11 protein-coding genes are annotated in these 17,150 nt (G+C 37.9%); 1 reads left to right on the plus strand and 10 read right to left on the minus strand.

Going from position 1 to position 17,150, the window contains the following annotated elements:
* Positions 1–185: 185 nt before the first annotated feature.
* The 9 genes from prsT (FCS21_RS07325) to ubiK all read right to left on the minus strand — a co-directional run bounded on the left by prsT (FCS21_RS07325) (position 186) and on the right by ubiK (position 13,375).
* Entirely contained in the window at positions 186–2,846 is a 2,661-nt protein-coding gene (gene prsT, locus FCS21_RS07325) for an XrtA/PEP-CTERM system TPR-repeat protein PrsT (RefSeq protein ID WP_171035655.1), read from the minus strand.
* A gap of 111 nt (positions 2,847–2,957) precedes the next feature.
* Entirely contained in the window at positions 2,958–5,702 is a 2,745-nt protein-coding gene (gene prsT / locus FCS21_RS07330) for an XrtA/PEP-CTERM system TPR-repeat protein PrsT (RefSeq protein ID WP_138621949.1), read from the minus strand.
* 109 nt (positions 5,703–5,811) lie between these two features.
* Positions 5,812–8,091 carry a non-hydrolyzing UDP-N-acetylglucosamine 2-epimerase gene (wecB, locus tag FCS21_RS07335; RefSeq protein WP_138621951.1) on the minus strand — a complete coding sequence of 760 codons (2,280 nt, stop codon included), beginning with the start codon at positions 8,089–8,091 and terminating at the stop codon, positions 5,812–5,814.
* A 104-nt stretch (positions 8,092–8,195) separates the two neighbouring features.
* Positions 8,196–9,077, minus strand: a complete 882-nt coding sequence (locus FCS21_RS07340; RefSeq protein WP_171035656.1) for a hydrolase 1, exosortase A system-associated — start codon at positions 9,075–9,077, stop codon at positions 8,196–8,198.
* Positions 9,077–9,937, minus strand: coding sequence for a hydrolase 2, exosortase A system-associated (locus tag FCS21_RS07345; protein WP_171035657.1), 861 nt, complete (start codon positions 9,935–9,937; stop codon positions 9,077–9,079). The genes FCS21_RS07340 and FCS21_RS07345 overlap by 1 nt, the downstream gene beginning before the upstream one ends.
* 5 nt (positions 9,938–9,942) lie before the next feature.
* Positions 9,943–10,206 (minus strand): acyl carrier protein, encoded by a 264-nt coding sequence (locus tag FCS21_RS07350; RefSeq protein WP_138621957.1) that lies wholly within the window; start codon positions 10,204–10,206, stop codon positions 9,943–9,945.
* A gap of 24 nt (positions 10,207–10,230) precedes the next feature.
* Entirely contained in the window at positions 10,231–11,478 is a 1,248-nt protein-coding gene (locus FCS21_RS07355; protein WP_138621959.1) for a GNAT family N-acetyltransferase, read from the minus strand.
* 123 nt (positions 11,479–11,601) lie between these two features.
* Positions 11,602–13,044: a phosphohexomutase domain-containing protein gene (locus FCS21_RS07360; protein ID WP_138621961.1), complete on the minus strand. Its 1,443-nt coding sequence runs from the start codon at positions 13,042–13,044 to the stop codon at positions 11,602–11,604.
* A gap of 76 nt (positions 13,045–13,120) precedes the next feature.
* Positions 13,121–13,375, minus strand: a complete 255-nt coding sequence (gene ubiK / locus FCS21_RS07365) for a ubiquinone biosynthesis accessory factor UbiK (protein ID WP_138621963.1) — start codon at positions 13,373–13,375, stop codon at positions 13,121–13,123.
* Positions 13,376–13,497: 122 nt separating this feature from the next.
* Between ubiK and rep the strand changes: the two genes are divergently transcribed.
* Positions 13,498–15,531 (plus strand): DNA helicase Rep, encoded by a 2,034-nt coding sequence (rep, locus tag FCS21_RS07370; RefSeq protein ID WP_138621965.1) that lies wholly within the window; start codon positions 13,498–13,500, stop codon positions 15,529–15,531.
* 42 nt (positions 15,532–15,573) lie between these two features.
* Here the strand turns inward: rep and ubiB are convergent, their stop codons facing one another.
* Positions 15,574–17,142 carry a ubiquinone biosynthesis regulatory protein kinase UbiB gene (gene ubiB, locus FCS21_RS07375; RefSeq protein ID WP_138621967.1) on the minus strand — a complete coding sequence of 523 codons (1,569 nt, stop codon included), beginning with the start codon at positions 17,140–17,142 and terminating at the stop codon, positions 15,574–15,576.
* Positions 17,143–17,150: the final 8 nt, after the last annotated feature.

Genomic DNA, 17,150 nt, shown 5'->3' on the forward strand with positions numbered 1-17,150 from the left:
CAACATGAAACGAAATACGTTAACAAAAAAATAAAATCCGTTAACAACTCATAATATATAATGCACCTATCATGCCAACTAAAAAAAACCTTATTTATCAATATTAAATAATAATAATAAATACTAACTAATAAAGATGTAAAAAAAACTGACAGTTTTATTAGTTAACTACGGCTTTTTTTATTTTATTTATTATGTAAAGCTTTAGCCTTAGTTAAACTTTCCTGGGCAATTGGGTCAGTCGAACCAGATACTATCGCTTGCTCTAGGATAGTGATCCCTTGATCTAACTTGTTATTCGCGATGAGGATCACACCATAAGATTCTTGAATAGCTAAGTTGTCAGGTTGTAATTGATATGCTTTTTCTATATTAATAAGTGCTTGAGCCGTTTGCTTTAATTTAAACTGATTCCACGCTAGATTATTCAATACAATCGCATTATTAGGCATTGTTATGGATAAAGCTTGGTATTGAACCACTTTCTTTTTTCTATCCGCTGGGCTGTACAACTCAGCAAGCAAAAAGCGGATTTTGCTATTATTAGTATGCTTATCAAGGTATGACTCTAACAAACGCTCCGCTTGTTTATTTTGTTTATCAAATTTCAAGACACGTGCCAAATTAAGTAGGTTAAGTTCAGTTGGCTCTTCTTCATAAGCTGCGGAAAAATGCTCAATCGCTTGAGGGTAATCCTTTTCTTCTTGATAAACTTCACCCGCAATAACGTCAAGTAACTTATTATTATTTTTTTGACCTTTAATTTTTTCTAATAAACGCTTGGCTTCTTTATAGTTTTTATTCTTCGCCTCAAAATAAATGAGTGACGTAGTAATATCTATATTACTGTCATAATACTGATGTAGCTTTCTTGTTTGTTGTAACGCGCCCTTATAATCACCTAAAAATTCTAATACGCTAATGTATTTAACGTTTAGAAAATAATTTTTAGGCTCAAGAGCTAGACCCTCTATAAACACAGTATTAGCTTCTGCGTACTTTTCTAACGCTACATAACTATCACCTAACAATAAGAAGTAGTTTGCTGTTAACTGAACCGACTTTTCAATGCCCACTAAGGTTGTGATCGCTTGCGTAACTTGCTTGTCCATCGTTAATGCCTGTGCCAGGGCAATGGTGCTATAAAGATTATTGTTTTGTTGATTTTTAGTCAGAAGAGAAATAGTTTCTTCGCGTAATTCTTTCTTATTCGCTAACGAAACTAAAGCTTTTAATGCACCTTTATGTTCAGAAGATATACGTAAAACCTGATCAAAATAACTAAGCGCTTTTGAATGTTGTTCCGCTCGTTGATGTAATAAACCTAAATTATAAAGACTAGCTATGTTTTTAGGATTTAATGATAACGATTTTTCAAAGCTACTTTTTGCTTCAACACTCTGTTTGTTATTAAGATAAATAAAACCTTGTAATACATAACCAAAATCCGCTTTATCAATATTATCTTTATATCTATCAGCAATTTCTTGTGCCTTAGCAGTCTCTCCTGAATTTAAATAAGCAATAGCCAACGCGACTTGAGCATAAGTTAATGACGGATCTAGCTCAACAGCACGCTCTATGTAAGTGATACCGCTAGCGTCACTTTGAGAAAGTAACATCAAGCCTTTTCGTGCTGCTATTTGGGCATCATTAGGTAAAATCTTTTCTGCTTTATCAATTAACAGTAAAGCACTATCGACATGACCAATGCCCATAAGGTTTTCACTTGAGCTTTTTAAAAACTGTATATCTTTTGCAGTGAAGTCCTGTAACGATTCAAAATCGTCTACTGCATCGGCGTAATACCCTAACTCAAATTTTGTTACAGCCAGTATCTTAGTCACCAAAGGGTTATTAGGCACTCTATCAACAACCGCTGTTAACTGGGTATAAGCTTGTTCAATCTCACCTAAAAAGTATGAACTAACCCCTGAGATAATTTTTGCTACCAGTAAGTCCTCTCTATTTAGTAATGCCTTATTGGCATAATCTCTTGCTAAACTGTAGTTTTTCTTTTGATATAAAAGCTGTGCTTTAAACTGTAACGCTAAGGGAGAGTCTTTAAATGCCTTTAATAAGCTATCGTTGAGTACATTAGCTTGTTCAAACTTTTCTGCTTTAATAAGACTATTTACTTCAAAAAAACGGACACTATGATCTTGTGAATGATAGTTAAGGTAACGTGCAAAAGATTCACTCGCATAATCAAACTCTTTTAGTGCGTAGTATAAATGCCCTTGTATTAACAATGCTTCAGACGCGTCAGCGTTATCTTTAAATAAATTATTGATAACCACTAAACCTTGAGAAAACTCTTCGTGTGAATAGTGTAGATAAGCTTGTGCAATTTGACTATAAACAGCCTTTGGATCAATCGCTATCGCTTGTGTCAAATAATCTTGCCCTTGCACAATTTTTTGTTGCTTTAAGGCCATAATACCAGCATAGGTTAATAACTGAATATTCTCATCGTCCGCCAAATCATGACTACGTTCAACTAGTTGGTAAACTTCATCTGCTTTATTTAAATGTGTTTTTATTCTTGCTGTGAGTACTGCGATACGGGAAAAATCGATACCTAACTCTAATGCACGTGCAAGTTCCTTTTCAGCATTGAGGTAATTACCTTGTTCTATATAAGCACTAGCAAGCAAAAATCGAGCTTGAGCATTTTCAGGCTCGAGGCTTACCGCATTTTTAAATTCAATAACAGCACTAGAAAAATCGCTCATCTGCACAAAATTATTGCCGCTGCTAATCAATTGTTGTGCTGTTTTTGTTTCACCACAGGCACCTAAAGATAGCGCTAGTACTATCACTGAAGTTTTTATATACGTTCTCACATTAATTCCCTTTTTTATTACATTTACTTTAAACTGCTAACACTGATAGTATCAGTACCTTAAAGTATCAAAAACAGCTTATACTGCCACTTTTTAATACTAACTTCGGTCTTATAACCTACTCAATAATTGAGTCTTTTTATCACTTTGCTCTGTTGTATTAGTCACTATTTTTTTGATTGTAACTTTAGCCTCGTCAAAGTGACTATTCGCTATTAATACTTCGACATAGTTTAACGCTATATCACTATCCTTACCTTGCGTTAAATCAAATGCTTTACTGGCATACTTTAGTGCTTCCTTATTATCACCGGCTTGTAATAAAACTTGCCCATAAGTGTCGGCAATATTAGGGATCTCTGGTGCTAAACTGAAGGCTTCTTTAGCGTGTAGTAACGCTTTATCTATTTTATTTTGTTTTAAATACAACCAAGCTAAATTATTATGAGCAATAACATTTTTAGGTTGCTTACTGACAACATCATCATAAACAGTAATAGCTTTACTGGTGTCATCTTGTAAATAAAGGCCAGCAAGCATTGTTTTAATGCGATTTTCATTAGGATCAATCAATAAATATCCCTCTAGTACTTTAATCGCTTCAGCTTCTTCTTTGTTACCTAGATAGGCACCCGCTAAATAACCTGCATTCTGGCTACTTGGATAAGTTTGATAGAGCAAGGTAAGCTTAGGTATTGCTGGCGTAAATTTTTCTTCTAATAATAAAATTCTACCAAGAAACCCAGCTTTCAAGGCCTCATTGATATTGACAGTCGCTAATGTTTCATACAAAGCTTTAGCGTCTATAATTTTTTTACTATTGAGCAATAATTGCATGTTAACTAACTGCAACATAACATTATCTTGATGGTATTCTAATCCACGCTTTACTACTGTTAATGCTCGCTCATTATTCCCCGTACTGGCATGTAAATCTGCAAGCAGTATCACGGGATCTAGATGATATGGACTTGCTTTTAACCATTTTTCTAAAACGCTCTGAATGTTGCGACCATCATTTAGTTTTTTCAAATTGTATATCATTAATTGCCAATAACGTTTTGGCAAGTTAGGGCTTTCAGCTAGGCTTGCTAGCAAGCCTTCTGCTTCTTTATATTGGCTTAAACTGATCATGGCTTCAGCAACTAACACGGCTTTATTAATATCGGCTTTATCTGCTTGATACGCTGTTTGCAATGTCGCTAATGCCATTTCATTTTGATAAACACCAAAGTAACTCCTTAAGACTTTATTATTACTTGGTGCTAATTTTACTAGATAATCGGCCCTTTTTTTACTCAGTGTTTCGTTATTTTGTTGGCGCGCTAACCTCAGTTGTTCCATGAGTGCGAATAAGTTGTCAGGCTCTAACACTAAGCTCTGCTTTAATGCGGCTTCAGCTGCTTCATATTTTTGTTCTTTAATAGCAATGCTTGCTAGTAAACTATAACCACCGGCTTTATCAGGATATTTTTCTTGCCACTTGACGGCAATTTCTCGGGCTTGGTCAATATCATTACTTTGTAATGCTGCATAAGCTAAGGCCAGTTCAGCTTCAATAAATTCAGGGTCTAACGCAATAGCTTCTTGTAAATCTTCAATACCTGAAGGGTCATTCATCATTAACTTTAATATGCCTTGTCTGGCATTATCACTGGCGCTTTTTGCTGTTACACTTTCTGTTTGTTCGAGTAGTTTTTTAGCTTCGTCTGTGGCACCAAGTGCTAATAATTTATAACTTAGCGCAGATAAGAATTGTGCTTCTCCTGCTTGGCTTCCTTCAAAGTCACCAATAGTTGCACTTATTTCATCAACTAGACCAAGCTCTAGTTGAGTAACCGCTAACATACGTCTGGCTTGATGATCTTTAGGTAAGTACTTAACTACACTAGACAAGTGACGATGGCTTTGCTGCCAGTTTTTTATATAAAAGGCACTTGCCCCGGCTACTAATTTTAAATTAAATTGATTAAAATTAGCTGACAAAGCGGTTTCAGCATGCTCACTGGCTTTAGTAAAGTTTTTAGCATTAAACGCCACCATCGCCTTAATATAGTGTGCAAAAGGTTGGTTAGCTACTTTGGCTAAGATAGCGTCAGCATGCTTTTCAGCTTCTTTATCTTGTCCTGATTTAAGTAAAGAATCTGCCAACAATATTTGTACAATGCCAGAGCGTGGTTGTAATGCTAAATATTCTTTAAAACTATTCGCTGCTTGTTGGTAATCTTTAGTCACCATTGATACTTGACCTTGCAGCATCAGTGCATCAACTTGCTTAGCATCTATCACTAAAATACGAGAAATAAGGCTGCTAACTTCATCATAGTTATTTTCTGACAGTGCCAGATAGGCCGACGCTAACATGCTATATAAATTTTCTTGTCCTAAAGATTGCGCTAACGTAGCACTCTCTTTAGCTTGCTCTGGTTGCTCACTACGCAACGCTGCGAGGGTTTGATAAGCTAAATAGCGACTGTGCTCCTCATTGGCCAATTTACTGGCCTCACCACTGAGCTCAAGTACATCAATATCACTATCGGTTAAGATATAGGCACGAGCCAATAAGGGTAAAACTTTATTCGCTGCATAATTAAATTGCTTGGCGTGTTCAAGCTCTTTTACCGCCGCAGCACCATCTCCTAAATTTAAATAAACTTGCCCTAACAAGAATCGGGCTTCCGCATTTTGACTATCACCGCTAATAGCATTTTTTAATTCAATAATGCTTTCATTAACTTTATTTTCATTGAGATAAATTTTGGCATTTTTTAAGTGGGATTCAACAGAGACTTGTTCACTGCAAGCAGTTAGTGCCAGAGCAACACTTAAATAGAGAGAGGCTTTTACAAATTTCATGTTAGATTTCCTTTGCTGTTATGAGTGAGCGAATATAATGAGGTATCGCATTTGCAAACGATCTTGATAAAAAGCAAAGCCCATTAACGACGTTAATGGGCTTATCATGTTAGGCTCGCGTATTAAGCAAACGACTTGTGACGTTTAAATTATTATAACATTCATGGTCAGTGACTAGAATAAGCACATCTGCCCAATGATCAATATCAGCTATAGTCGCTTGGCGATCACAATGCCAACTTGGTACAAAAGGATCATGGTAATTAACCTCTACGCCCGCTCGCTTAAAGTGTTCAAAAATAGCGTCAGCTGGCGACTCACGACAATCATCTACATTGGCTTTATACGCCACACCTAATATACCTATTTTTTTACCTATTAAGCTTGCGCTAGTATCGCCAAGTAATGCTAAGGCTTGCGCTGCAACAATACCAGGGCGCTTATCATTAATATCGCGAGCTAAACGAACCAACTCACCGGCTTTAGTATTTTCAACTAAAAACCACGGATCAATTGGGATACAGTGGCCGCCTACGCCAGGACCTGGTGTTAATACATTAACTCTTGGGTGGCGATTTGCTAAACGAATAACTTCATAGACATCAACCTCAAGTTCTGTACATATTTGCGATAATTCGTTAGCAAAGGCAATACCCACATCACGGGAAGTGTTTTCAACTAATTTAATGCATTCAGCCGTCGTTAGATCGGTTAGGAATATTTCACCTTTAACAAAGCTTTGGTAAACCGTTTTCGCTTTTTGCTGCGCTTTAGCATTGGCTGCACCAATGATGCGATCATTATAAACAAGCTCGTGTAGCGTTTGCCCTGGAATGGCACGCTCAGGACAATGAACAACATCAATCGTTAAGCCAGCATCGGCAAACCTTTGCGCAGCCGCAAGACTAGTTTGTGGTGATATTGTCGATTCTATAATAACGGTTTGACCATTTTTAGCGATTTTAGCAATAGCATCAACAGCACTAAAAACATAACTACGATCACAACGGCTGTCTATATGTGGCGTTGGCACTGCTACTAAATATGTTTCACTGGAAGGAATATCTGTACTGGCCTTTAAAAATCCTTGTGATACCACTTTATTAATAAGCTCAGGTAAACCCGCTTCATCAAAAGGACATTGCGCCGCATTAATGGCTGCAACTTTATCGCTATTTAAATCAACACCGGTTACCTGATAACCAGCCTCAGCTAATAGGCTAGCAATAGGTAACCCCATATAGCCCATACCGATAACACTTAGGGTTTCATTTTTAGCTATAATTTTTTGGTCGAGGGTACTAGGCACTGTATTAGTAATAATATCTAAAATAAGTTCCGCAACATGGCCATCACCAAAAGGATTATCCCAGCTGTGATTATTACCTCCAGCCAGCCAGTTATCTGCTGCTGCTAAGGCTTTATCAGCATCACGGCCAACGAGAACACTAGCGCCTACTTCAACCGCTTCAGGGCGCTCAGTATTTTCACGTAAGGTTATACAAGGAACGCCAAGTAAACAGGCTTCTTCTTGAATACCGCCCGAGTCGGTTAAAATTAATTTGGCATGCTTTTGTAATTGAATAAAATCTAAATAGCCAATAGGGGGAATAAGCTTTAAGTACTTAGGCAGCTCTATCGAAAACTCTTTTAGTTTGGCTTGAGTTCTTGGATGAATTGGCCAAATAATGGTTTCAGTATATTTTGCATGTAATTTATCAAATAATGCTAATAATTCTAATAGGTTAGCAGGAATATCAACATTAGAAGCGCGATGCGCTGTTACTAAGAAGAAGCCTTTTGATACAACATCTAAATCCGCGAGTATAGTACTGGTATTAGCTGAAATATCTAAATGTTGAAATAACGAATCAGAGACGGTATTACCGACAGTAAAAATTTTATCGCTGTCAATACCCTCTTTAGCTAAAATAGCATGTTGATTAGGACCAACAGCAAATAAATACTCACTCATATGGTCAGTTAAGATACGGTTGGTTTCTTCTGGCATGGTGCGATCATAGCTACGTAAACCCGCTTCGATGTGACCAATTTTAATACCTAGTTTAGATGCCGCTAACGCACCGGCTAAGACGGTATTAGTATCACCTTGTACTAAGACAACATCGGGCTTTTCTTGTAATAAAATAGGCTCCATTTCAATTAAAATATTGCCGGTTTGATTACTGTGTAAGCCAGAACCAACACCTAGATTATAATCAGGTGCAGGTAGTTGTAATTCTTTGAAAAAAATACTATCCATTTCTTCTGAGTAATGTTGATTTGAATGGATAATAAAATAGGCAATACCACGTTTTTTACATTCGCGAATAACGGGTGCCATCTTGATTATTTCTGGGCGAGTGCCAATGATAATCCCTATTTTCATGTTATTTCCTTTAAGTGATTAAATGTGAACAGTAAAAACTCTATGCATGATTGTACAATCATAAAGCATTTTATTAACGTTAGTAACAAGGGTTAAGTGAATTCTTAACTATTTACTTGCTTTTTTCTTTGTAAAATATCACAGACTAAATAAATTAACTGACTCTTTAAATGTTGTTGCGAAAAAGTATGGTCGGCATTCTTGATTGTTTCTACCTTGATGGTCTGACTAGCCATGACTTTACGCCACTGTTGATTAGTGTTAATTAATAATTTAAATTCATCTGCCGTTAAATCATTACTACTAAGTACAAAGGTACATTCGCCTGAGAACTGGCTTACCCCTTGTAGCATGTGTGTAACAAAGCTGTCATTAGTATCTATATCACTGGTTTTACTTTGTTGATGAAAGTCTTGAATGTCAGTCAGTGCTGACTTGGCTTTTATTTGTCCAGCTAACAATTTTTGCCAAAAGCTTTTACTCAAAAGTCGCTTAACATAATAAGAACGAAGATAAGCTTTTGCTTCTGTTTGTGCTTGCCTAACCCAGGGATTGACCAAAAACAGATGTTTTATCTTTGCTTGTGCCGAACTTTGCGAGCGTTGAGAATACTGATTAACATAAAGTAAAATCGCTGATGCCGCATCACATAAGCCCCACAAACTTAGCTCGATAATGTCAGGGTGGCGTTGCTCAAAGGTGTTAATAGCAGCATCAATATCAGCTTGAATATCAGTAAACGCACTGACCTTACCTTCACTATCACCGGCACCACTATAATCAAAACGAAACACTACGACGCCCTGTTTGGCTAATGCTCTAGCTAATTGAACAAACAACCGGTGACTACCTACACGTGTTTGTGGACCGCCAACAACAATAATCACACCTTTTTTGTTGACTCCTTCTGTCGTTGATAAAGGCAAATGCTCAATGGCAATTAATTGCTGACCATTACTGTTAAAAATAACGCCTTGCTCTTTCACTATTGTTTCTCACACTTCACGACTTCTGGCGCTGAAAAGCTTAGCGACGCTGAGGCTAATTTAGCAAAAACTTGTTGCTCTTTTGTTAAAAACGATTGCGCAAGCTGTAATTCTGTTGCTTGCCAAAACTTAACATCGTCAACTTGCTCAATCACCAAGTGGTTACTTTTATTCACTGCGGCCTGTTGTTGTTTTGTTCTAGCTAAGCTTAGCTCTTCTTGCTGGTGTTGCCATTCAAACCAATAACAATCAACAGTAATTTTAGCTAACTTCGCTAGACTCTGCCCTGAGATTTCAGATAACAAACTAGGTGTTATTACGTATCCGGCAATCTCAATAGTTTGTTGTTCAGTGCGTTGAGTACGTATAGAGCTACCTTCTTCAATCTTACTATTTTTAGTCAGTTGAGCCACAACGGCTAAACGCTGAAATTGCTGCACAAAACGCTTACCATTAAAGTCTGGTTGCAAAAGTATTACTCCATCAGCCAAACTTAATAGTTCATCAGATAACAATAGCACTGCTGATAAAGGTAATGAAAAATAAATAGCTTGAGAAGACTTTGCCTTGATGGCGTTAACTTGCTGTACAATATCTTGTTGCCATAACACCATGCTAGCATCAATCAAATCACCGGCACTATCACCAGTACCATAGTGATCAAAGACAATGCTCTGTAAGCCAAACTGGTAAGCATTCATCGCTGAACGCGTAGCATGATGACGAGTTTTATTGGCCTGTTCAAACAAGGGCGCAATAAATAATAAGTGGCCAAGCACCTTTGCTGGCGTTCTAATTATTCTAAATAATGGGCCTTTAATGCCCTGATAAAATTCAACATGCGTTGATACGGTAGTCAAAATAGCTAGTGACTGGCAAGTACAAGTTCAGTTAAGCTCTTAACCGAAGCAAAGTTGTCTGCATTAATATCATCTTCATCTAACGTGATATCAAAATACTCTTCTATTTCACCAATTAAAGTAACCAATGCCATAGAATCAAATTCAGCAATAGCACCAAATAACTCGGTATCTGCATGCCAAAAGTTTTCATCATAATTTGGAATAATAGCGACGAGTAACTTAATTAATTGCTCACTAGTTTGTTGAGTCATTTGTGCTGAAGTCATTATGTACTTACATTCCTTGTGCTTTTATTTGTAGATGCTTTTTATGAGCAGTAAAGTATTCGTTATTCGAGTCATTACAAAGGTAATTACACTCGGTATTATCATATGACGAATAATGGCTAACTTACCATAAATACTCTGTGGATTAAAAACCTGATAGCTTTGTCGTACTCGGGTGTCACTTAACCAATCTTTTTTATAAGGCTCAGCACCCATACCAAATTCGATAGTGGTAACTTTATCTTCACTAATAACATGCTCAGAGAGCACTAAAGATAATATAGAACCCACTGAATATTGTTGATATTTAGGCGAATATGCTAGTTTGAAAATAGAAGCCGTTTTTTGATAGCCTTCTTTTTGAGAATAGACGCTACCACTGTCATTAACATCAGCTACGAGCTTAGGCCCCGTGTTTTGTAAAAACCACAACTGCGCCGCGGCAGGTTCATCATCAACAAACAACAATCCTAACCGTAACTTATTTTCGGTAAGTGCCGCCAAACAAACTTGTTCAATAAAATCGAAGCTGTACTCTTCTCCTTTCCAGCTTTGTTGATAAATGCTTTTATAAGCGTTAAATGCCTCAGGAAACCTTGCTATATCGGTGATGATGTCAGTGTGATATTGATGCGCCTTAGCGAGTTTTTTTTCACGCCTTTTTATCGTATTACGTAATTGACTAGGCCTTTGCTGATAGTAACTAGCGTAATCAGTTAAGGCTTCTTGATAGACATTAACCGTTTGCGAATAGAGTCGCTGATAAGGAAAATACTCACGTAACGCTTGCGTAACAACCCCTGTTTCAAAAGCACCAAGCTGCATACTTGACCATGGGTGATGCCGTGTTATGTCAGCCAACAGTTGGCGCATGGCTTTTTTATTAGGCGAGTTTACAAAGATAGGTTCACTAACCGCAGCGTAAAAGCTAGTTAGCGAACTTATCTTTTGCTTTGACCATTGATGCTTATTGTCATGGTTTTTATTGCTGTGGTTTGTACTGTGTACTAAAGGCCAAGCAATAATTAATACTCGTTCTTGACTACTATCCTTGTGCTCAAAGGCCTGTTGATAGAGGCAATGGACAATAACTTCGCTATGCTCAGGGAGCATAAACTGTTTAGTTGCTGCGAGCCAAGGTAAGGTTAATTCAAATAACCTTACCTTGACCATATTGCTTTCATATAAGGCTTTATATTGCTCAGTAAACTCAGTAAATGACAGTGTGTCATAACTTGAGTGTAACTCTGAAAATGGTTCGCGCTTAGCCATTAAAGCCTCAGGTTTAAAAATATCAGCGATTAAGCTATCTGCAATAAAACAAGACTACTGTATTAAGGTATTAGTTAAGGTATTAGTTAAAATATTGAGTAAGCTATTTATTAATTCAGTCAGTTACTCAGCAAGTAATAACGCTAATACTTGCTCGGTTTTTCGCTGCATTAATTGCACATCACCTTTAGATTCAACATTTAACCTTACTACTGGCTCAGTGTTGCTACTGCGTAAGTTAAAGCGCCATTGGCCAAACTCCATACTAATACCATCGGTTTTATCAATAACTTGTGCTTGCTCTTGATAAAAATCAAAAACACGCTGAATAGCTGCTTTAGGATCTGCAATAGTGTTATTAATTTCACCCGACGAAGGATAAGCACTGATGCGCTCTTTAACCAAATGAGACAAAGGTTGTTTACGTAAACACACCAACTCAGCAATAAGTAACCAAGGGATCATGCCACTATCGCAGTAGAAAAAATCACGAAAATAATGATGAGCACTCATTTCACCGCCGTAAATAGCATCCTCACTACGCATACGTTCTTTAATAAAAGCGTGCCCTGTTTTACTTTGAATAGCTTGGCCACCAGATTTTTCAACAATATCGATAGTATTCCACGTTAAGCGTGGATCATGGATAATCTTTGCTTTGGCTGCTGCTTTTACTTTATCAGCGGCATTAGCTTTATCACGGGCAATTTTATTTAAAAAGTTCTCTGCCAATAAACCAACAATATAATAGCCTTCGATAAACTCCCCGTGTTCATCAAACAAGAAACAACGATCAAAATCACCGTCCCAAGCAATCCCCATATCAGCACCATGCTTGATTACCGCATCACGCGTTGCTCCGCGGTTTTCTACTAATAAAGGATTAGGAATACCATTAGGGAAGTTACCATCAGGCTGGTGATGCACTTTAATAAATTCAACAGGAACATTGAGTACTTTAAAAGCGCTTTCAATGGCATCAAGTGCAGGACCTGCTGTACCATTACCGGCGTTAACCACCAGCTTTAATGGTGTAATATTTTTATTATCGATGTAGGTTAATAAGTGCTCTGTATAAGGTTGAGTGATATCAACCGTAGTTAATGTGCCTGGCACACTAACCTCAACAAAATCATTCTGCTCAGCTAATGCTTGAATATCAAACAGTCCCGTATCACCACTAATAGGCTTTGAGTTTTCCCGCACTAGCTTCATACCATTATAATTAATAGGGTTATGACTTGCGGTAACCACAATACCGCCATCACATTTTAAGTGACTGGTAGCAAAGTAAATGTGCTCTGTACCCGCTAAACCTAAATCAATAACATCAGTACCACCGGCCAGTAAACCTTGTGCTAACGCTTCTTTTAACTCAGCACTGGTTAAGCGAATATCACCACCGACAACCACGGTTTTTGCTTTAGTGTGTTGAGCAAAAGCACGACCAACACGATAAGCAACATCGGTATTTAGTTGGTCGCCCAATTTCCCGCGAATATCATATGCTTTAAAACAAGTAATTGCCGATGGGCCTGTCGTTAAAGCGACGTTAGATGAAGACATAAAATAGTTCGTCCTTGCTGTTGTGTTTTGTTGAGTTATATTGTGCTGTAATGGCTTTATTAGGCTTACACTTCACTTATTCACTAGCGGTTAACTTTGCTTCTAATTCACCTAATTTAGCTTCAAGTTCAGTAATTTTAGCTCGTGTTTTTAGTAATACCTGCGTTTGTACGTCAAATTCTTCCCGAGTTACCACATCAAGCTGTGATAATTTACTTTGCAGGACAGACTTAGCTTTATCTTCAAAGTCATGAGCGATATTTTTTAAGCTAGGTGGGATAGATTCTGTGACTTGCTTAGCGATTTCTTCAATTTTTTTAGCATTGATCATAATAATGTCTCATCGATTTTCACTGTTTTTCACTTAGCTGCATTGTAACTGTTTTGTCGGTGACTAAAAACAGGTAAAATCTAGCACACGAAAATTTATTTGAACAAAACAACGATAAAGTCATGAAACTCAATCCCGGACAAAATGAAGCAGTAAAATTTGTAAGTGGCCCTTGCTTAGTACTCGCTGGCGCTGGCTCAGGTAAAACTGGGGTGATTTGTCAAAAAATTGCTTATCTTATTCAAAAGTGTGATTACAAGGCTCGTAATATTGCCGCTGTAACTTTTACTAATAAAGCTGCCCGCGAAATGAAAGAGCGTATTCAAAAAATGCTCGGTCGTGAACTTACCCGTGGTTTAACCGTGTCTACTTTTCACTCTCTTGGGCTCGACATTGTTCGCCGCGAAATTAAAACCCTCGGTTATAAACCCGGTTTTACTTTATTTGATGACCAAGACACTCTCGCCTTACTCAAAGAGCTAACGCTTGACGAGCTTGATGGTGACAAAGATTTGCTCAGTAAATTACAAAGTAAAATATCGAATTGGAAAAATGATTTATTCTTACCTGATGATGCGTTAAAAGCGGCGAATGATGCAGATAGCAGTGAATATGCCGAATATTATCAACGCTATCATAAGCATATGAAAGCTTATAATGCCTTAGACTTTGATGATCTTATTCTGATTCCGACACTGCTACTCAAAAATTACCCTGAGGTACGTGCGCGTTGGCAAAATAAAATTCGTTATTTATTAGTAGATGAGTATCAAGATACTAACGCTAGCCAATATGAATTAGTAAAAAATATTGCCGGCGATCGTGGTCGCTTAACGGTTGTTGGTGATGATGACCAATCTATTTATTCATGGCGTGGTGCTAAGCCAGAAAATTTAATCTTACTCGGTAAAGACTTTCCCGATCTCAAATTAATTAAGTTAGAGCAAAACTATCGTTCGAGCGGTCGTATATTAAAATGTGCCAACGTACTTATTGCTAACAACCCTCATGTTTATGATAAGGCATTATTTAGTGAACTTGCTTACGGCGTTGAATTAAGAGTAATACAAGCGACAAATGAAGAGAATGAAATTGAGCGTGTTATTGGCGAGTTAATTGGTCATCGTTTTATGAATCGCAGTCAATACAAAGATTACGCGGTACTTTATCGTGGTAATCACCAATCTCGCTTACTTGAAAAAGCGTTAATGCAAAACCGTATCCCGTATAAAATAAGTGGCGGTACTTCTTTTTTCTCCCGCTCTGAAATCAAAGACATCATGGCTTATTTACGGGTATTGGTTAACCCTGATGATGACAATGCCTTTTTACGTATTGTTAACGTACCTAAACGCGAGTTAGGTCCCGCGACGTTAGAAAAACTGGGTACTTACGCCAACATGCGGCAAATTAGTATGTTTGCCGCCAGTTTTGAACTTGGCTTAGAGCAAACCTTAACCGGTCGCAGCTTAATGAAAATGCAAGCGTTCACTCAATGGCTAGTCGATATTGGCGACCAAGCAGAGCGAGGCGATACCGCGGCAGTATTACGCTCAATGATACGGCAAATTAATTACGAAGATTATCTTTACGATACCTCACCTAGTGCTAAAGCTGCTGAAATGCGCATGAAAAATGTCACCGAGCTTTTCAGTTGGGTAACCCAAATGCTAGAAGGCAGTGATGACGAAGAGCCGATGACCTTGCCGCAAATTGTTACGCGTTTAACCTTGCGTGACATGATGGAGCGTAATGAAGAAGAAGACAGTAACGATCAAGTTCAGTTAATGACTTTACATGCCTCAAAAGGGCTAGAGTTCCCTTATGTCTTTTTAATTGGCATGGAAGAAGGTTTATTACCGCATCAAACGAGTATTGATGAAGGCAGCGTTGAAGAAGAGCGTCGTCTTGCTTATGTAGGTATTACTCGGGCGCAACGAGAGTTAATCTTTACTTATGCCAGAGAGCGCAGACAGTTTGGTGAAGTGTCACGTACTGAAGCCAGTCGCTTTTTACATGAATTACCCCAAGATGATTTAAATTGGGAATTAGGTGCCGCTAAAAAGAAAACTGTAGAGCATATTGAGCAATCCAATAAACAAGGGATGGCCGGATTACGTGCCCAACTTGCTAAAGCTAAGGTAGCTAAAAAGTAGCCTTAGCTTAATTTTAAGAGTAGTGATTAATAGCAACACAACTTAGTGACTCAAAATCACCGCGCCAGCGATAATAACAGCCGCAGCAATAATGCTATAAATAACACGTTGATTATTCTGCTGCTGTTTGGTCAATAACGTTTGTAATAATGTGGTTTGTTGATGTTGGTTTTCGCGGCTTGTTTTTAAATAGTCGTAAATTAAATCGGGGATTTCAGGGAGTTTTTCATTCCAAAAAGGTAAGTTGGCTTTAATTTTACTAAACACCGCTTTAACGCCCATTTGCTCTTTAACCCAGTTTTCTAAAAAGGGCTTTGCGGTTTGCCATAAGTCTAACTGCGGATAAAGTTGACGGCCTAAGCCCTCAATATAAAGTAAAGTTTTTTGTAATAAGACTAACTGCGGTTGCACTTCCATATTAAAGCGACGTGCGGTATTAAATAAATTAACTAACACTTGGCCGAAAGATATTTCAGACAACGGTTTATTAAAAATAGGTTCGCAAACTGTGCGAATAGCAAATTCAAACTCATCAACACTGGTACTAGCCGGCACCCAGCCTGAATCGACGTGCAATTGTGCTACTTTTCGATAATCACGATTGAAAAAAGCGACAAAATTTTCCGCTAAATAGCGTTTATCTTCACGGTTTAGCGTGCCAACAATACCGCAATCAATAGCAATCCAAGTAGGGTCTGCTGGATTCGTCGCATCAACAAACACATTGCCAGGGTGCATATCCGCATGAAAGAAGCTATCGCGAAAAACTTGAGTGAAAAAAACTTCGACACCACGTTCAGCCAGTAACTGCATATCAACGCCAAGCTCGTTAAGGGTATCTACCTCACCAACGCCAATGCCATAAATACGCTCCATAACCATAACGTTTTTAAAGCTATATTCACTATAAATTTCAGGGACGTAAAGTGCTTTATCATAGTCACGCCCTTGTTCAAAATTACGCTTTAGTTGAATAGCATTAGCGGCTTCACGGTTAAGGTCTAACTCATCTAAAATAGTTTTTCGGTACTCTTCTACTACTTCTTTGGGGCGTAAACGTTTGCCATCGGGTAACCAACGCGCGACGATGCCAGCAAACAGTGACATAACGTTAATATCAGCCAAAATAGTTTGACTGATATTAGGGCGTAATACTTTAATAACAATATCTTTTTCACTACCATTATGCAGCAAGGTTGCGGTATGTACTTGGGCAATAGAAGCCGATGCTAACGGGGTAACATCAAAATTAATAAAGTATTGCTCAAAAACCTCTATGCCCATCGCGGCAATAATAATACTTTTAGCTTGCTCACCCTCAAACGGGGTCACTTTATCTTGCAATAAAGCGAGTTCGTCGGCCAACTCAGGTGGTAATAAATCACGCCTTGTTGATAACATTTGACCAAACTTAATAAAAACAGGACCTAACGTTTCTATCGCCAATCGAAAACGCTGCTCTGGCGTTTTATCTTGATGCTTGTTTTTCAACCAAAACAAACTATATCTGCCAACTTTTGCATACCAAGGCAACATACCTGCTGGTATCATTTTGTCTAAACCGAAATTTAAAAAAGTTTTAACTATTTGATAAAGACGTTGGCTACTCACGGCGGTTA

The sequence above is a fragment of the Colwellia ponticola genome, from assembly GCF_005885605.1.
Classification (GTDB): Bacteria; Pseudomonadota; Gammaproteobacteria; order Enterobacterales; family Alteromonadaceae; genus Colwellia; species Colwellia ponticola.